General features: G+C 72.8%; 15 protein-coding genes and 1 pseudogene. 7 read left to right on the forward strand and 9 right to left on the reverse strand.

Annotated features, from left to right (window positions below):
- Positions 1 to 4: 4 nt before the first annotated feature.
- Positions 5 to 199: a ferredoxin gene (locus tag AB0D74_RS01875; RefSeq protein WP_362579223.1), complete on the forward strand. Its 195-nt coding sequence runs from the start codon at positions 5 to 7 to the stop codon at positions 197 to 199.
- A gap of 90 nt (positions 200 to 289) precedes the next feature.
- Here AB0D74_RS01875 and AB0D74_RS01880 read toward each other — a convergent pair.
- Positions 290 to 550, reverse strand: a pseudogene (locus tag AB0D74_RS01880) (cytochrome P450); the annotation flags it as partial.
- A 74-nt stretch (positions 551 to 624) separates the two neighbouring features.
- Between AB0D74_RS01880 and AB0D74_RS01885 the strand changes: the two are divergent.
- Both AB0D74_RS01885 and AB0D74_RS01890 read left to right on the forward strand, forming a co-directional pair.
- Positions 625 to 972: a hypothetical protein gene (locus AB0D74_RS01885; RefSeq protein WP_362579225.1), complete on the forward strand. Its 348-nt coding sequence runs from the start codon at positions 625 to 627 to the stop codon at positions 970 to 972.
- A gap of 51 nt (positions 973 to 1023) precedes the next feature.
- A complete protein-coding gene (locus AB0D74_RS01890; protein WP_362579228.1) occupies positions 1024 to 1329 on the forward strand; it encodes a DUF1330 domain-containing protein in 306 nt (101 codons plus the stop codon).
- A gap of 234 nt (positions 1330 to 1563) precedes the next feature.
- Here AB0D74_RS01890 and AB0D74_RS01895 read toward each other — a convergent pair whose 3' ends face one another.
- The gene (locus AB0D74_RS01895) at positions 1564 to 1704 is read right to left on the reverse strand and encodes a hypothetical protein (protein WP_362579231.1); all 141 of its coding nucleotides are present in this window, start codon (positions 1702 to 1704) and stop codon (positions 1564 to 1566) included.
- A gap of 429 nt (positions 1705 to 2133) precedes the next feature.
- On the opposite strand from AB0D74_RS01895, the gene AB0D74_RS01900 reads away from it, so the two are divergent.
- The 4 genes from AB0D74_RS01900 to AB0D74_RS01915 all read left to right on the forward strand — a co-directional run bounded on the left by AB0D74_RS01900 (position 2134) and on the right by AB0D74_RS01915 (position 8812).
- Entirely contained in the window at positions 2134 to 3078 is a 945-nt protein-coding gene (locus AB0D74_RS01900; protein ID WP_362579234.1) for an SGNH/GDSL hydrolase family protein, read from the forward strand.
- 317 nt (positions 3079 to 3395) lie between these two features.
- The gene (gene dacB, locus AB0D74_RS01905) at positions 3396 to 4724 is read left to right on the forward strand and encodes a D-alanyl-D-alanine carboxypeptidase/D-alanyl-D-alanine-endopeptidase (protein ID WP_362579237.1); all 1329 of its coding nucleotides are present in this window, start codon (positions 3396 to 3398) and stop codon (positions 4722 to 4724) included.
- A 71-nt stretch (positions 4725 to 4795) separates the two neighbouring features.
- Complete coding sequence (locus AB0D74_RS01910; RefSeq protein ID WP_362579240.1) at positions 4796 to 8002, forward strand: hypothetical protein; 3207 nt, start codon at positions 4796 to 4798, stop codon at positions 8000 to 8002.
- An 87-nt stretch (positions 8003 to 8089) separates the two neighbouring features.
- A complete protein-coding gene (locus AB0D74_RS01915; protein ID WP_362579243.1) occupies positions 8090 to 8812 on the forward strand; it encodes a phosphatase PAP2 family protein in 723 nt (240 codons plus the stop codon).
- Between the two features lie 7 nt (positions 8813 to 8819).
- Here AB0D74_RS01915 and AB0D74_RS01920 read toward each other — a convergent pair whose 3' ends face one another.
- The 7 genes from AB0D74_RS01920 to AB0D74_RS01950 are packed head-to-tail and all read right to left on the reverse strand — an operon-like array spanning position 8820 to position 16480.
- Complete coding sequence (locus AB0D74_RS01920; protein ID WP_362579246.1) at positions 8820 to 10154, reverse strand: glutamate-1-semialdehyde 2,1-aminomutase; 1335 nt, start codon at positions 10152 to 10154, stop codon at positions 8820 to 8822.
- 7 nt (positions 10155 to 10161) lie between these two features.
- Complete coding sequence (gene rfbC / locus AB0D74_RS01925; RefSeq protein ID WP_362579249.1) at positions 10162 to 10713, reverse strand: dTDP-4-dehydrorhamnose 3,5-epimerase; 552 nt, start codon at positions 10711 to 10713, stop codon at positions 10162 to 10164.
- Positions 10710 to 11942 (reverse strand): polysaccharide pyruvyl transferase family protein, encoded by a 1233-nt coding sequence (locus tag AB0D74_RS01930; RefSeq protein WP_362579252.1) that lies wholly within the window; start codon positions 11940 to 11942, stop codon positions 10710 to 10712. The genes rfbC and AB0D74_RS01930 overlap by 4 nt, the downstream gene beginning before the upstream one ends.
- On the reverse strand, positions 11939 to 12886 hold the full coding sequence (locus AB0D74_RS01935; RefSeq protein WP_362579255.1) for a glycosyltransferase family 2 protein: 948 nt from the start codon (positions 12884 to 12886) through the stop codon (positions 11939 to 11941). The genes AB0D74_RS01930 and AB0D74_RS01935 overlap by 4 nt, the downstream gene beginning before the upstream one ends.
- On the reverse strand, positions 12883 to 14178 hold the full coding sequence (locus AB0D74_RS01940) for a hypothetical protein (protein ID WP_362579258.1): 1296 nt from the start codon (positions 14176 to 14178) through the stop codon (positions 12883 to 12885). Before AB0D74_RS01940 ends, AB0D74_RS01935 begins: the two co-directional genes overlap by 4 nt.
- Before the next feature lie 5 nt (positions 14179 to 14183).
- Positions 14184 to 15467 (reverse strand): DUF4910 domain-containing protein, encoded by a 1284-nt coding sequence (locus AB0D74_RS01945; protein WP_362579261.1) that lies wholly within the window; start codon positions 15465 to 15467, stop codon positions 14184 to 14186.
- Positions 15455 to 16480, reverse strand: coding sequence for an SDR family oxidoreductase (locus AB0D74_RS01950; protein WP_362579264.1), 1026 nt, complete (start codon positions 16478 to 16480; stop codon positions 15455 to 15457). The genes AB0D74_RS01945 and AB0D74_RS01950 overlap by 13 nt, the downstream gene beginning before the upstream one ends.
- Positions 16481 to 16482 lie beyond the last annotated feature (2 nt).

Below are 16482 nucleotides of genomic sequence, written 5' to 3' on the forward strand. Positions count from 1 at the left end.
TCTCATGAAGATCACCATCGACGAGGAACTGTGCTGTGCCAGCGGCCTGTGCACGGTCAAGGCCCCCGACGTGTTCGACCAGCGGGAGGAGGACGGCATCGCCGTCCTCCTGCTGGCGGACGCCGGGCCGGAGCACCACGAGTCCGTCAAGGAGGCGGCGGCGGTGTGCCCCGCCGTGGCCATCCACCTCGCCGAGTGACCTGACCGACCGGTCCACGACGAGCCCCGCGAGCCGGTTCAACCCGGCCGGTTCCACCGCGAGTTCGAGCGAGGGCAGGCGGCTCAGCAGGACGTCGAGGGTGGCCTGCAGCTCGGTGCGGGCCAGGGGCCGGCCGATGCATGAGTAGGCCCCCGCGCCGAAGGCGAGGTGCGTGTTCGGGCTGCGGGTCAGGTCGAGTTCGTCCGCCTCCGGGAAGACCTCCGCGTCCCGGTCGGCCGCCGCCATGCTGCACGTCACCGTGGTCCCGGTCGGCCGCACCGTCCCGTCGGGGCCCCTGATGTTCATCGCTCTGGTCGTGGCGGCGGTCGCCGGCCTCGGGACGCCGCTCATCACCACGGAACCCCGGACCGGACCCGTCCGGGGTCAGCGGAACTTCCCAGCGCCTGCGAGGTGTCTCTCCGTATATGGAAACCGAACAGACGACCCGGCGTGAAGCCGCCACCGGCGCCGCGGGGTGCCTGACAGCGGTACTCGGCGCGCTGGCGGGCTTCGTGGTCTGGCTCCCGTACGGCCGGAGGGGCCTCTTCGGCGGTTTCGAGGGCGAGACCAACCCGGACCTGCTCCGGCTGGGCCTGCCGGTCCTGGTGTGCGGCGGGACCGCCGCTGCCCTGGCTGTTTTCGTCGCTGTGCGGGGCCGGTGGCGTACCGCGCTCGGACTGGTGGCGGCCGTCGCGGGGCTCGCCTTCTTCGGGTACGGCTTCGATGTCCTGGCCGGTCCGCAGGCGACACGGCACTGCGCGCCGTCCTGCTGAGCTTGCCGTGCATCTGAAGTCATACGCACTCGTCCCGACACTGGAGGTTCCATGCCCAAGGGCTACTGGGTCAGCGTCTACCGCACCATTTCAGACCCCGAGAAGCTGGCTGCCTACAACAAACTGGCCCGCCTGGCCGTCGAGGCCGGGGGCGGCCGGGTCCTCGTCCGTGGCGGTCGGGTCGCGGCGCATGACGCCGGAATCGCCGAGCGCACCGTCCTGATCGAGTTCGACAGCTTCGAGCAGGCCGTCGCGGCACGCGAGAGTGCGGCCTACCAGCAGGCCCTGGTCGCCCTCTCCGACGGCGTCGAGCGCGACTTCCGCATCGTCGAAGGCGTCGACGAAGGCATCGGCTGACCGAGGTCCGGCCGACGGCTCCAGCAGCCTCCCGACCACCGCCGGACGGCTCCGCCCACCGCCGGACTCACCACGGACGATAGACCTTACGGAGGCCGAGGCCACCCCTCGGCTCACCGCTCTGAACGCGGCGCCGCGCGACTGGGTCCGACCCGGCCCCACACCCTTTCAGCCGAGGTGCACGAGGGGGATGAGGTCCGGACGGGAGGTCGGCTCCGCGGGCGGGGTGGAGTGTCAGTCGCCTTCGGTCCGTTCTTCCAGGTCCGTCGGCTCCGGGAGGGGCGGTGGCGGTGGGAACAGGCGGTCCTCCAGTGCGGGCAGCGCGACCAGCAGGACAAGCGGCACCACCGGGGTGAGCAGGGCTATCACGATCACGGCGCCTCCCCGAGAAGCTGGCGATCATGGCTGTTGCATGGCGGCAAGTCGGCCACCTCCACCGTGCGGCCGAACGGGGGACGTCGCACCCGGGGACGGTCCCGCGTAGGCCGAACGGGTGACATGTGGTCGCCGCGCCGCCCGCCGGACGCGAAGCGGTCCGCCTCGGAGGTGGTGAAGGAACTCGGCCCGACCGGGCGAGGGGAACGGGGAGCGGCCCTTCGGCGACGGCGTGCCGGGCCGGTTCCTCCGCACTGGGACGGAGTCCGGCGCCCGGTCGTACTGCGCCTTGTGTACGGACAGAGACGGCAGCGGCACGACGACATGGCGCACCTGCCCCCAAGACACTGGGGCGACATCGGCGACCGGCGGCCGTGGCCCTCGGTGGTCACGCGTCCTTCGGGCCCCGCACCGGAGGCAGGAGCACGCATGAGGACTCGTATCACCCTGGGACTGACGGCGGCGGTCTCCTGCGCGACACTCGTCGCCACGGTCGCCCTCACCAGGAGCGATTCCGGTGGTTCGGCGTCGTCGCAGGTGGTACTCCCCACCGGGCCGTACGTCGCCCTCGGCGACTCGTACACGGCAGGGCCGAAGATCCCCGGCCAGAACGGCAGGCCCACGGGCTGCGAGCGGTCCGACCGGAACTATCCCGCGCTGCTCGCCGCCGACCTCGGTCTGAAGCCGGCCGAGTTCCGCGACCTGAGCTGCAGCGGAGCCACCACGGCCGATCTGCTCGCCGCGCAGTCCACCGGGCACGGAACCAACCCGGCCCAGCTGTCGGCCGTGACGGCCACCACCCGGCTGGTCACCCTCGGTATCGGCGGCAACGACATCGGCTTCAGCTCCATGGTCACCACCTGCGTGAAGGCGGGCGTCTTCTATCAGGTGGAGAAGGGGATCCGCGGCTCGAAGGCGGACGACGCCCCGTGCCGGGAGTGGTACGCCTCCCGCGACGGCGACGACATCGAGACCAGGATCGACACCGCGGGCGGGCGGGTGGCCACCGCGCTCGGCGACATCAAGCGCCGGGCGCCCAGGGCACGCGTGCTCGTCGTGGGCTATCCGGCGGTCCTGCCCGCCCAGGACGACGGCTGCCAACGCGCGATGGGGCTCGCACCGGGCGACGTGGCCTTCCTGCGCCAGAAGGAACGGCGGCTCAACGACGTGCTGCGGGACCGGGCACGCGCCGCCGGGGCCACGTACGTGGACACCTACACTCCCTCAGCCGGCCGGGACGCCTGCGCGGACGCGGACGTGCGGTGGATCGAGCCCCTGGTACCCGCTGCTCCGGCGGCTCCGGTCCACCCCAACGCACGCGGCCAGCTCGGGATGTCCCGAGCCGTACTGGAAGCGCTGCGCGCAACCGGCTGACCAGGTGTCTCCGACACGCTTCCCCCTCGTACAGCCAGGCGCAGGCCCAGATCGCCACCTGGAGCCGAAGAAGCGCCTGCTCGTCTCCATGTGCGCCTCCGTCTCGGGCAGTTCGTGACGCGCTGGGACGGAATTCCCGTGTCGGGCGTGATCGCCCCGAAGATCGGCCGCGACGACGGCAGAACGCCCCGTCGAAGGCTCGGCGCGCCGCGGTGGCGCGGTGGCGGAACAGGGTCGCACAGGTAGCTTTCTCTCTTGAGAGATCGCGTTCTGTCCGTCAACTCCCTTTGTTCCGCGAGTACTTCAACGAGGTCTGCATGTCCAACCCCCCATCCCCCGCCCGTGCTGCCGCTCCTCGCCGCGCGGCGAGAACCCTCCACCCCGCGCTCCGCCGGGTCGCCGTCGTCGCCGTGGCCGCGCCCGTCGCCGGGACGTTCCTGTTCGGCACGAGCGCCTTCGCCGCCGACAAGGCCATGCCGGCGGTCACCGCGCTCGACCCCGCCGAGCAGAAGATCGCGGACAATCTCGACGCCCGCGTGCAGGACACCCGGCTGGGCTCCACCCTGAGCGGCGTCGTCATCGACGCCGCGTCCGACAAGGCCGTCTGGGGCCATGACGCGAGCACCGCGCTGATGCCCGCGTCGAACACCAAACTCGGCACCGCCACGGCCGCGTTGACGGTGCTCGGACCCGACCACCGGTTCACCACCAAGGCCGTCTACGGCAACGGCACCCTCACCCTCGTCGGCGGCGGTGACCGCACCCTGACCAGCGCCGACCTCGACGCGATGGCGAAGGACGCCGTCGCGGGGCTGAAGAGCGCGGGGCTCACCTCGGTCAAGGTCCAGGTCGACGACAGCCTCTTCCCCGAGCCCACGCTCGCGACCGGCTGGAACGACGGCTACTACCCGGACTCCGTGGCACCGGTACGGGCGTTGGTGGTCGACGGCCACCAGGTCACGGACACGTCGCTGGACGCGGGCCAGGTCTTCACCGGATTCCTCGCCCAGCAGGGTGTCACCGTCACGGGCGGCGTCACCCACGGCACGGCGGCCACCGGCGACGTGCCGGTCGCCCAGCACCGGTCCGGCATGCTGTCCGCCATCGTGGAGCACATGCTCAAGGTGAGCGACAACGACATCGCCGAGACCCTGCTGCGGACGACCGCGATCGGGGCCGGCCGCCCGGCCACCTTCGAGGACGGCACCGCGGTCGTGCGCGAGGTGCTCCGCGGGTACGGCGTCTCGCTGGACAACTACGAGATCCACGACGGCAGCGGGCTGTCCCGTGCCAACCGCATCCCGGCACAGACCATCGCCGACATCCTCGATCTCGCCGACGACGCGCGCAACGCCCAGACCCTCGGATACATCGTCGACGGCCTGCCGGTCGCCGGTGAGGCCGGCTCCACCCTGGGTCCCGAGTGGGGTCGCTTCGACACCGCGGACTCGCAGTGCGCCGTCGGCAAGGTCCGGGCGAAGACGGGCACGCTCACCGGTGCGATCGCACTGAGCGGCCTGACCAAGGCCGGGGACGGACGCTGGAAGGTCTTCTCCTTCATCGAGAACAACTCCACCGCCGACCCGGCCGCCACCAAGGACGCCCTGGACGGACTGGCGGCCACGGTCAACGGCTGCTGGGCGTAAGGCTCCTGGTCCGCGCGCCTCCGGAAGCCCGCACGTGCGACAGTGGAGGCCGCACACGGGGAGTGGGGGCCATGGGGGCGCGCAGACTGCTGAGGTTCGGCGACGCATTGGTGCTGCTCGGTGCCGAACCGGCCCGGCTGGCGGCGCTCGACCGGGTCCTCGGCGGCGCGCTGAACCTGGCGACCGGCGGGATCAGCGGCACCGTGATCGGGATGGCCGACGCCAGGGGCCGCGTCCTCGGCCTCGGCCGCGACGCGGTCCAGGGGATCGGCGCGCGTCTCGGCCGGGCGCACAGCCGGGCCGAGCGGACGGACGTGCTGCGCGCCGCGCACACGGTGGTCGTGGTGGTGGCGTTCTTCGAGGCCATGCAGGAGCTGGCCCTGCCGTTCGGGCTCGACGAGCTCGATCTGACGCGGGACGAGCAGCTCGCGCTCGCCCGGGCGGATCCGGCGGGGCCCGCACCGCAGGTCCCGGATCTCGTCGCGCTGCTGGTCGCGGCGGATCTGCCGAGCCCCGCCCCGCACGCCCCGGCCGAGGCGGTCGAGGCGGCCCTGCTCGGCCGCTACGACGAGTACGCCGGCAGATTCCTGGCCTTCGTCGAGGGACTGGCGGTCTGGGAGCGCCTCGCCACTCCTGACCGGCGGGAGGCCTCCCGCCTGCTCACCGGGGTCCTGCCCGGGACGGCGCAGGCCCGTTACCGGGACCTGTACAGGCAACTCGGCTTACACGCACCCGAGTTCGGGCTCTGGACGGCGCAGATGGAACACCGGGCGACCCGGGCCGAGGTGCACCGCGCGCTGGACGGTGTGGAGACACTCCTCGCCCGTACCGCCCAGGCGCTGCACCCGCCGGTCGACGTGGCCGCCGCACTCGCACGCGCCCACGAGGCCGCGCTGACCCGCACCGTCCTGGATGCCGAGCCCGCGCCGGACGGCATCCTCATCCCCACCCTGGAAGAGCTCTACCTCGACCCGGACTTCCGGGTGTCCGGGGTGTCCGGACCGGGCGGACCGGCCGACGAGTCGTGGTGGGAGCGCGTCCCCGTCCGGCAGGACCTGACCCGGTACCTGGCCGGGGCGCTGACCTCCCCCCAGCCGCCCGCGGCACCGCTGCTGGTCCTCGGCCAGCCGGGAGCCGGGAAGTCCGCGCTGACCCGGGTGCTGGCCGCGCGCCTTCCGGCCGTGGGCTTCCTGCCGGTGCGGGTGCCGCTGCGGGACGTGCGGGCGGAGGACGAGCTCCAGGACCAGATCGAGCAGGCGATCCGCGCGGCCACCGGTGAGACCGTGAGCTGGCCGCAGCTGGTGCGGGCGGCGGGCGGCAGCACCCCGGTGCTGCTCCTCGACGGCTTCGACGAGTTGCTGCAGACCACCGGAGTGCACCAGAACAACTTCCTGATCCGCGTGGCCCAGTTCCAGCAGCGGGAGGCCGAACAGGGCCGCACGGTACTGGCGTTGGTGACGAGTCGTACCGCCGTCGCGGACCGCGCCAGGTATCCCGACGGACTGGTGGCGCTGCGCCTGGAGCCGTTCCGGGACGACCAGATCGGACAGTGGCTGGCGGTGTGGAACGCGGCCAACGCGGCCGGTTTCGCCGCCCGCGGCCGTGCCCCGCTGACGTGGCGGCACGTCGTACGGCACGCCGAACTCGCCGCCCAGCCACTGCTGCTGACCATGCTCGCGCTGTACGACGCCACCGACGGAGGCCTGCAACGGGCCACCGGTGACTCCCTGGACGTGGCCGACCTCTACGAGCAGTTGCTCACCTCCTTCGCACGGCGCGAGGTGGGCAAGTCGACCCTGGACGCCGTACCGGAGGAGGAGACCGCCGAGCGGATCGAGCAGGAGTTGCAGCGGCTCTCCCTGGTGGCCTTCGCCCAGCTCAACCGGCGCCGCCAGTGGGTGTCGGCGGCGGAGCTGGAGGAGGACCTCACGGCGGTCCTCGGGCGGCGGCAGACCCAGGCCGCCGCCTTCCGCACCCCGTTGAACGCCGCCGAGACGGCGCTGGGCCGTTTCTTCTTCGTGCAGCGCGCCCAGTCGGTGCGCGACGGGCAGGTGCTCGCCAGCTACGAGTTCCTCCATGCGACGTTCGGCGAGTACCTGGCGATCCGGCTCACCCTGCATGTGCTCGCCGACCTGCTCAGGCCCCGGCCCGCCCTCTCGCTCGGCGGTGCCCTCTTCGACGACGACCTCGCGTTCGCGCTGCTGTCGTACGCCTCCCTGTCGTCCCGTCAGATGCTGCGCTTCGCGCGGTCGTTGACCGGACGGATGCCCGCGGCCGAACGCCGCCGGCTCGCGGAGCGGCTGGTCCAGGTGCACACCCAGCACGAGACCCGCACCGGCGACCAGTACCCGGGCTACCGTCCCGCGCTGCTGCGCACGGCGACGCGGCACGGTCTGTACGGCTCCAACCTCGTCCTGGTCACCGTTCTGCTCGCCGGGCGCTGCTCGGTGGCCGAGCTGTTCCCGGACTCCGCGGACCCGGTGAGCGCCTGGCACCGGCACTGCCTGCTGTGGCGCTCGGCGATGTACGAGGGCCAGTGGACGGACTTCGCCCTCTCGCTCGGCGTCCACCCCTACTGGGAGGAGAACCGGCGGGCCCTGGACGTGTCGCTGCGTGCGGGCGAGGACGGTACGAGGCCGCCCGAGCCGCTCGACATGAACTGGCTCTACCGCTATCCCCCGGGGCATGGCGGTCCCGGTTGGTCGCGGTCGTACTGGGACGAGGTGTGGCACAAGATGTCGCTGTCCGCCGGGACCAACGACTCGGTGATACGGCACGCCATGGACCCGGTGTTCCACTGGCTCGGCCCGGCCGTCACCACGTTCGTCGCGGTGGAGGGCGCCGCCGCCTCCTCGCTCGCCCACGATCTGCTCGAACTGCTCCTCGGCGACCGCGACGGGCCGGCCGACGGCCACCTGACCGCACTCTACGAGCGCGCCCTCAGCGGCATACGGCTGCTGCTCGACGCGCCGTCACCGCATCTGGTGCGTGCCGTGAACATGCTGATCACGGCCTTCTGCCGGGACAGGGAACGGCTTCCCGCGGGCGTGTCGGACGGTTTCGCGGGCTTCCTGGCGAAGGACCTGGTGCCGCTCGCCCTCGGCAGGCAGCACGAAAGGCTCAGGGCGCTGCCGCCGGAGCTCTGCCCTCCGCTGTTCCGGGTGCTGTGGCCGGACCGTACCGGGGAGCTGGAGCGCCGGCTGTCGCGGGAGCTTCTGGAGTCCATGGAGCGGTATCGGACAGACCTCGACCGGTTCCCGCCGCCTGAACGGGCCTGAGCCGTGGCGACGGCCCGGTCGGGCCACCCGTCCGGCGCGGGGCGGCTATGGTCGCTGGGGGGGTTCGGACACGACGGGGGGCTCGCGTTGGATCGTCTGGCAGGAGCGGACCTGGAAGCCGGCCCGGCCCGGCCCGCGTCGCGCGGGGTGCTGCCCCCGGTGCTGCGCGCGTGGCTCCGGCCGGTCGTGGCGCTCGCCGCGCTGGTGGTCGTCGTGCTCGGCGTCCGGTACGCGGGACACAGCGAACCCGGCGGGGTGGACCGGTGGCTCGTCCCGCCGACGGCGGACAGTGTGCGGGGGCCGTGGCGGCACGTCGCCCTGGTCCTGGACTTCCTCGGGGAACCCGTGGGGTCGGCACTGGTGATCGCGGCCGGGGTGGCGGGCTGCCTGTTGTTCCGGCGGCCCCGCGCGGCGGTGCTCGTCGTGGCCGGCGCGGGCCTGACCGTGGGGACGACCACGCTGCTCAAGCATCTGGTGGGACGCACCATCCACGGCCCCGGCAACCTGTCCTACCCGAGCGGGCACACCGCCTTCTTCACCGCGCTCGCCCTCATGGCGGCGCTCCTCGCGACGGGCCGGCTCGGCCTCGGCAGGGCGGCCGGCACGGCGCTCGTGCTGACGGCGGCGCTGGTCGCCGGCGCCGTCATGGGCTGGGCGGAGGTCGGTCTCGGCGCGCACTACCCGACCGACGCCCTCGGCGGCTGGTGCACCGCGCTGGCGGTGGTACCCGCGACCGCGTGGCTGGTCGACCGGATGGCCGACCAGACGGCCGCGCGGAGGCCGGACGTGGCCCAGCGGGTGCCCCGCTGACGTCACGTCACGCCAGACGGCGGAACACGGGCTTCACCGCCCGCCCGGCCAGCCAGGGGCGCAGGTCCGCGGCGTCCAGCGCCTTCCGGTACACCGCACACGCCTCGGCCACCACGTCGACGGTGCGGTCGATGTCCGCCTCGTCGAGTGCGCTGCTCACCACGAAGGACGGGGCGAGCACCCCGCCCGCGAGGAGCCGGCGCAGGAACAGGGTGCGGTACCGCTGCGAGGGTTGCAGGTCCTCGTCGAGGGTGGCGAAGACCAGGTTGCTGGCCCGGCCCCGGACGACGACGTGGTCGCCGACGCCCATGGCCGCCGCTGCCTGGCGGACACCGGCGGCCAGCCGTTCGCCCAGGGCGTGCAGCCGGGCGGTGACGCCCTCCTCGACGTAGGTGGCCTGCACGGCCATCGCGGCGGCCAGGGAGTGCGTCTCCGCGCCGTGGGTGGTGGACAGCAGGAACACCCGCTCGCCGGAATCACGCAGTCCGCCCCGTTCCATCAGGTCGCGTCGCCCGGCGAGGGCGGAGACGGCGAACCCGTTGCCCAGCGCCTTGCCGAACGTGGAGAGGTCGGGGACGACGCCGTACAGGCCCTGGGCGCCCGCCTCGGACCAGCGGAAGCCGGTGATCATCTCGTCGAAGACCAGGACGCAGCCGTGCCGGTCGGCCAGCTCGCGCAGGCCGGCGAGGTAACCGGGCGGCGGCTCGGTGTGGGTGGCGGGTTCCAGGATCAGGCAGGCCACCTCCCCCTCGTACCGGGTGAGCACTTCCTCCGTGGCGGCCAGGTCCCCGTAGGGGAAGGACACGGTGAGCTCGGTGGTCGCCGCCGGGATGCCGGCGTTCATCGGTGTGGTGCCGATGAACCAGTCGTCGACGGAGAAGAACGGGTGGTCCGCGCAGAGGGCCACCCGCGGGCGCCCGGTGACGGCGCGGGCCAGGCGCACGGCGGCGGTGGTGGCGTCGGAGCCGTTCTTCGCGAACTTCACCATGTCGGCGGTGGGCACGGTGGCCAGGAAGCGCTCGGCCGCCTCGACCTCGACGATGGACGGCCGGACGAAGTTGCTGCCGCGGCCGAGTTCCCGCCGTACCGCCTCCAGCACACGGGGGTGGGCGTGCCCGAGGCTGACCGACCTGAGGCCGGAGCCGTACTCGATGTAGCGGTTGCCGTCGACGTCCCACACGTGGGCACCGCTGCCGTGGCTGATGACCGGGGCCAGGTTCTCGGGGTACTGGTCGTCGCCCTTGGCGTAGGTGTGCGCGCCTCCTGGGATCATGGAGTGCAGCCGCTCGTTGGCCTGTCGCGAGCGGGGCAGGAGGAGCCCCTCGGGGTCTTGGGTGTGCACGCCGACCTCATCTTTCTTGGTGCTTCAGGACCTCGGCGAGGCTCGGCGCCTCCCGGTCCCGTCGGGACATCGACGTGACCGGCAGTGGCCAGGGAATGGCGAGTTCCGGGTCGTCGAAGGCGATCGTCACGTCCTCGGACGGATCGTGCTGACGGTCAATACGGTAAGAGGTGTCTGAGATTTCGGTAAGAGTCTGGAAGCCATGTGCGCAACCCGCCGGGATGTACACGGACTTCTGCGTCTCGCCGGACAGCTCGAAGAAGGCCCGGCCCAGGTACGTCGGCGAGTCCGGCCGCAGGTCCACGACGACGTCGAAGATCCGACCGTACGAGCACCGCACCAGCTTGGCCTCGCCGGCCCCGGAGCGCAGGTGCAGGCCGCGCAGCACGCCGCGGACCGAGCGGGACACGCTGTCCTGGACGAAGGCGTCCGGGTCGAGGCCCACCGAGCGGACGACGTCGGCGTCGAAGGTGCGGCAGAAGAAGCCGCGTTCGTCGGCGTGGGGCGTCGGCTCGAACAGGAACGCGCCGGCGATCTCCGGGACTTCGGTCGCTTTCATGAAGCCTTCCGTGGGGCGTGGGCGTGGTCGTGCGCCGGGAACAGGGTCGTGGTCAAGGCGGTGAACTGCTCGGTGAGTTGCTCTGCGGCGATCCGGTTCCGCTCGGCGAGGGTCCGCCGCAGTTCCGCCGCGTGCTTCTCCAGGTCCCGGAACTGTTCGAGGAGCCGGTCGGCGTCGACCTCGCGGGCCGGGTGGCAGTACGCGCCCAGGCCCATCCGGTCCATGAGCGCGTCGCTCTTCGCCGCGTAGCAGAGGGCGAGCACGGGCGTTCCGGTCTTCAGCGCGCAGATCAGGTTGTGGTAGCGGACGGCCACCACGGTGTCGGCGGCCGTCATCTCGTTCATCAGGTCCGCCAGTGAGGCCGGTTCGGCCGCGGTGACCAGCGGTGAGTCGACCGCGTCGAGGATGGCGGCGACCACCGACAGGTCGCACTGGTCGCCGGTCAGCAGCCGCACGGGCCTGCCCTCCTCGACCAGTGTGCGGACGAACCGGATCGTGCCGTCGAGGTAGCGGCGGTAGATCTCGTCGGCCCGGGCGCGGTCGTCGTTGCCGCCGTGGAAGTCCATGACGCCTAGGCAGACCGGGCCCGGCGTCTGCGTCGGCGCGCTCGCCGGCGGCGTCGGCAGGGAGAAGGCGAGGTCCGGGTAGACCTCGTCGCGGGTGGTGTCCACGCCCATCGCCCGCATCGCGTCCCGGGACTGGGCGTCCCGGTACGACCGGTACGCGGCGAGCCGTGCCGAGCGGCGCACCAGGGCCCGGGTGGGCCGGTTGCGGATCTCGGCGGCGCCGACGCTGACCAGCGCGACCCGGGTGCCGAGCAGCCGGCCGCTCGCGCAGAGCAGGAACAGGGAGTAAGGGAAGCCCCAGGGCCGCAGCGGCAGGGTGGCCTCCAGGACGCCCATGCCCGGCACGATCACCACGTCGTGCCGGCGCACCCAGGCGGCGGTGCGGAAGACGTCGACGAGTTTGCCGAGGCCCTTCGCCGCGATCGAGCCCACGCGGGACGCGGTCCGGTACTCGGCGCGGTTCCAGTGCATGCGCGTGGCGGGGATCCCGAACCGGGCCGTGACCGCCTCGGGGCCGCCGCAGAACGCGTCCACGGCCGCCTCGGGGTGCTCGGCACGGAGGTAGCCGAGGACGGCCTGGAGCGATCCGTCGTTGCCGAGGTTGCCGGAGCCGAGCAGGCCGAACACCCCGACGCGTACGGGAGTTGCGTCCGTGGCCGTCATCGCCGCCGCCCCTCGCGGCCGGCGACGAGGGCGTCGACGGAGACCGTGAGCAGGGCCGGGTCGACCGGGGCCCGGTCCTCGACCCGCTCTCCGGCGCCCGGCCGGACCCTGCTGGTCATCCAGGCGGACAGGTGGCCGTAGCAGGCGCGCCGGTCGGCCGGGGACAGGGGCGCCCGCCGGATCGCCGAGGCGAAGCCCCAGACGTACTCGGCGAGCAGCCGGGGCGTCGGGTGCAGCAGGCCCGCCCTGCGCGGGTCCAGGTTGACGCACCGGGAGCGCTTGGACGGGTTCGCCCGCTCGGCGCGGGTCGGGTGGTCGCGGCGGAAGTACAGCAGCTCGGGCACCTGGTGGAAGGGCCCGTGCAGGGTGATCTCGGCGACGAACGTGCGGTCGGCGTGGTGGTAGCTGTCCATCGGCTTCACCCGGCGCAGCACGTCGGCCCGGATCACCCCGTAGAAGTCGTCGCCGCCCGGCTCGAACAGCAGGCTGCGGAAGCGCTCCGGGGCGTGCGGCGAGCCGGTGGCGAGGGTGTACTCGTAGGGGACGGTGACCTGGCCGTCGCCGTCGATGACCGCCTGGTCGGTGTGCGCGAGGATCACGTCCGGCCGCTCGTCCAGCGCCTCCACGCAGCGCCGGAGCAGCTCGCGGCCGTAGAGGTCGTCGTGCGAGGCCCACTTGAACAGTTCGCCGCGGGACTCGGCGAACACGTGGTTGTGGTTCGGGGTGGCGCCGATGTTCCTGGGCAGCCGGTGGTAGCGGATACGGGAGTCCTGCGCCGCGTACTTGCGGCAGATGTCCTCGGTCCCGTCGGTGGAGGCGTTGTCGGAGACGACCAGTTCGAAGTCCTCGTAGGTCTGGCCGAGGAGGGCGTCGAACGACTCGGCCAGGTACTCCTCGCCGTTGTACACGGGCAGGCCGATGCTCAGCCTGGGTCGGTCGGTCATGCGGTCCTCACTTCGGGGATGGGATTGCGGTGGCGCTCGCGCAGGGCCGACCGCAGTTGCAGCCACCAGACGGCCGAGCCGCTGAGGGTCGCGGCGGCGACGCCCCAGGCCGAGCCGGACGTGCCGGCGAGGGCCGCGCCGCCGAGCCCGCCGCCGACGTAGCAGGCGGAGGCGAACAGCTGGCAGCGCAGGCTGCGCCGAGCCGCGCCGAGCGCGCGCAGCCCGGCCGCCGCGCCGGTGCCGAGGCCGGCCCCCGCGACGCTGAGGGTGATCTGCACGACGAGGTGCGAGGAGGAGTGCCAGACGTCGCCGAGCGCCAGGTCGCCGAGCCGGTCCGGCATCAGCAGCAGCGCCGAGCCCCAGAGCAGCGCGCCGACGGCCTGTCCGCCGCCCAGGAGGAGGCAGAACCTGCCCAGTTGGTGCGGGGCCCGGCGCAGCACCCGCGCCGCCTCCGGGACGGTGACCAGCGAAAGCCCCATCAGCACGGCGAGGAACGGGCCCATCAGGAGCTCGGCGCCCCGCACCGCGCCCACCGCGCCGACCCCGACGATCACGCCGAGCCCGTAGGCCCGGACCTGGCTGGCGCCGCTGAGGCTGACGTTCTCGACCAGGTACCGGTAGCCGAGATCGCGCTGTTCGCGGAGCCAGCCGCGGGCCTCGGCCAACCGGGGCCGGATGCCGGACTGGAGGTAGCCGTAGCCGGCGGCCACCGTGGCGGACGCGCCCCAGGCGAACACGAAGGCGGCCACGGTGTCCACGTGGGCCGCCACCACCATGGCCGGGACGAGCGCGATGCCCCACACCACGTCGTTGAGGAAGGCCTTGCGCCCGTTGCCGGCGGCGAAGAACGCGAACCGCCAGGCGTCCTGGAGCAGCAGCCCCGGCAGCAGGAGACCGAGGGCGGCGAAGGCGGGCCCCACCCGGCCGCCGAGGCCGAGTCCGGCCGCCAGGCACACCACGCCGAGGGCCGCGCCGACGCCGAGCGCGGTACCCGTCGAACGGGCCACCGCGCCACGCCAGGACGCGTCCGGCACCCCGCTGAAGCGGACCACGAGCGGGTCGGTGGCCAGACCCCGGGAGACGTTGAGCACCACGCCGTAGGTCACCCAGGCCAGGCTGAACACGCCGAACGCGGTGACCCCGAGCGAGCGGGCCACGTAGAGGCCCACCGCGAAGTTGCTGATGCTGGAGGCCGCCTGGTCGGCCAGTCCCCAGGACAGCCGGCCGACCAGGGCCCGCCTGGCGGACCCGGCCGGTGCCGTCGGCTTCTCCTTCTCCCCCTGGGTGGTCATGGGCGTCATTCCTTGACCAGGTCGGCGCCGCGCAGGGCGTCGGCCGCGGCGGCGACGGTGTCGAACGGCAGCCCGGACCGCTCGGCGACGTCCAGCAGGCTGTGCTCGCCGTCGGAGAGGTTGAGCACCCAGAGCATGGCCATCTGGGCCTGCTTGGTGTCGCTGCGACCGCCGAGCGCGTCGTACAGCCCGCGCCGGCCCAGCTGCGGTTCGCCGTAGGGGCTGAGGTTGACGTACCGCCGGTTGCGGTCGAGGACGGCGAACGCCTCGCGGCAGACGGCCAGCGTGTCCGCCATCGCCGCCGGGGAGACGAAGTCCAGGTTGTCCGCCGAGGTGTGGTACTCGGGGTAGCCGGCGTACGGGGTGCGGGTGAGCGAGCCCACGCCCAGGTTGAAGCCGGGCGAGCAGAACTGCCGCTCGTCGTAGCCGTACGGGGTGAACTCGGTGATGCGGTGCGGGCGTTCGGAGGCGGTCAGCACGTGCTGGAGCACCCGGTCGATCTCCGCGTCGCCGCGCCTGCTCTGTTTGTACGTCACCTGGCCCGGGTCCCCGGCGCAGGCCAGGACCAGTCCGTGCTTGACCCGGTCCACCCGCTCCGCGTTGCGGGCCAGCCAGGTGATCGCCCCGATGGTGCCGGGCGCGAACAGGAACCGGTAGGTGTAGTGGGTCGGCTGCTCCGCGAGGGCCCGGGCCAGGTACGTCGCCACCGCGATGCCGGCCAGGTTGTCGTTGGCAAGCGACGGGTGGCAGACGTGGCAGGAGACGATGACCTCGTCGGCGACCTGTCCGGGGACCACGTACTCGGCGTAGGTGAGGTGCCCGTCGGCGAGGGTGGAGTCGACGCGCACCTCGTAGTCGCCGTCCGGCAGCGCGTCCAGGGTCTCCTGGGCCAGGCAGAAGCCCCAGTCCGGCTTGTAGTAGCTGGTGCGGTACGGCACCCAGGACGGCTGGTCCGGCAACGTGTGCAGGTGTCCGCGCAGCTCGGCGAGGGGCATGGTCGCCGCCACCGGGACGCTGTAGCCGAGCACGTGCAGGCTGGACGCGGCGAAGTCGACGACCCGCCGGCCGGTGGCGTCGGCGACGTACGCGTCCCGGATGTTCCACTCCTGCGGCACCGTCCAGTCGAGCACCTGCGTCCCGGTCGGCACCTCGTGCACCTGCAACGGGATGTACTCGCCGACGATGTCCAGGGTGGCACGCACACCGTCGCCCGTGATGCTCCGGCAGAGCGGGTACATCCGCTCCACCAGGGCGTACATCTCCTCGCTCACGTCGGTCACCCGCGCCACCTGAGGGTGTCGTCGACGGTGCCCGTCTCGGAGGCCGCGCGCAGGACGGCGAGCCGGGTGAAGCGCTGCTCGAAGGCCTCCCGGGTCAGGTCGAACTTGCGGTAGGCGTCGGCGAGTTCGAGGGCGCCCCGCTTCACCGTCCACTCGCAGTCGAAGCCGGGTATCGCGGCGCGGAACCGGGAGAAGTCCACCCGGTAGGACCGCGGGTCGGCCCCGTTCTCCCCGGTGATCACCACCTTCGAGCCGGTCACCGCCTCGGCGACCTGTTCGGCGATCTCGGCGACCGTGACGTTGTTGATCTCGCTGCCGATGTTGAACGCCCGGTCGTGGACCGCCTCGCGCGGCGCGGTCAGCGCGGCCGTGAAGGCGCGTGCGATGTCGGCCGCGTGCACCAACGGCCGCCAGGGGGTGCCGTCGGAGAGCACCAGCACCTCGCCGGAAAGGAGCGCGTGGCCCACCAGGTTGTTCAGCACGATGTCGGCGCGCAGCCGGGGCGAGTAGCCGAAGGCGGTGGCGTTGCGCATGAACACCGGGGTGAAGTCGTCGTCGGCCAGCGCGTGCAGGTCGTCCTCGACGCGCACCTTCGACTCCGCGTACGGCGTCACCGGGCGCAGCGGGGCGTCCTCGGCGACCAGGTCGTCGCCGCCGGCGGCGCCGTAGACCGAGCACGTCGACGCGTACAGGAACCGCCGTACCCCGGCGTCGCGGGCCAGCCGGGCGAGGCGGACCGACGCGTGGTGGTTGATGTCGTAGGTGAGTTCCGGGGCCAGCGAGCCGAGCGGGTCGTTGGAGAGCGCGGCCAGGTGGATCACGGCGTCCACCCCGGCCACGTGCTCGGCCGTGACGTCGCGCAGGTCGACCCGGTGCCCGGGCGGGTCTGCGGGCTGCGGGCCCAGCACGCAGTCGGCGAACAGGCCGGAGTCGAGGCCGACGACCTCGTGCCCGGCGGCCTCGAGGACCGGGGCCATCACGGTGCCCAGATAGCCCTGGTGTCCGGTCAGTAGTACGCGCAAGG

It is taken from the genome of Streptomyces sp. NPDC048278, from assembly GCF_040652195.1.
Classification (GTDB): domain Bacteria; phylum Actinomycetota; class Actinomycetes; order Streptomycetales; family Streptomycetaceae; genus Streptomyces.

What these genes read in the sequence shown, in the direction of transcription:
- AB0D74_RS01875 (WP_362579223.1), top strand. Translation starts at nt 5, where the DNA reads ATGAAGATCACCATCGACGAGGAACTGTGCTGTGCCAGCGGCCTGTGC.
- AB0D74_RS01885 (WP_362579225.1), top strand. Translation starts at nt 625, where the DNA reads ATGGAAACCGAACAGACGACCCGGCGTGAAGCCGCCACCGGCGCCGCG.
- AB0D74_RS01890 (WP_362579228.1), top strand. Translation starts at nt 1,024, where the DNA reads ATGCCCAAGGGCTACTGGGTCAGCGTCTACCGCACCATTTCAGACCCC.
- AB0D74_RS01900 (WP_362579234.1), top strand. Translation starts at nt 2,134, where the DNA reads ATGAGGACTCGTATCACCCTGGGACTGACGGCGGCGGTCTCCTGCGCG.
- dacB (WP_362579237.1), top strand. Translation starts at nt 3,396, where the DNA reads ATGTCCAACCCCCCATCCCCCGCCCGTGCTGCCGCTCCTCGCCGCGCG.
- AB0D74_RS01910 (WP_362579240.1), top strand. Translation starts at nt 4,796, where the DNA reads ATGGGGGCGCGCAGACTGCTGAGGTTCGGCGACGCATTGGTGCTGCTC.
- rfbC (WP_362579249.1), bottom strand. Translation starts at nt 10,713, where the DNA reads ATGAAAGCGACCGAAGTCCCGGAGATCGCCGGCGCGTTCCTGTTCGAG.
- AB0D74_RS01930 (WP_362579252.1), bottom strand. Translation starts at nt 11,942, where the DNA reads ATGACGGCCACGGACGCAACTCCCGTACGCGTCGGGGTGTTCGGCCTG.
- AB0D74_RS01935 (WP_362579255.1), bottom strand. Translation starts at nt 12,886, where the DNA reads ATGACCGACCGACCCAGGCTGAGCATCGGCCTGCCCGTGTACAACGGC.
- AB0D74_RS01940 (WP_362579258.1), bottom strand. Translation starts at nt 14,178, where the DNA reads ATGACCACCCAGGGGGAGAAGGAGAAGCCGACGGCACCGGCCGGGTCC.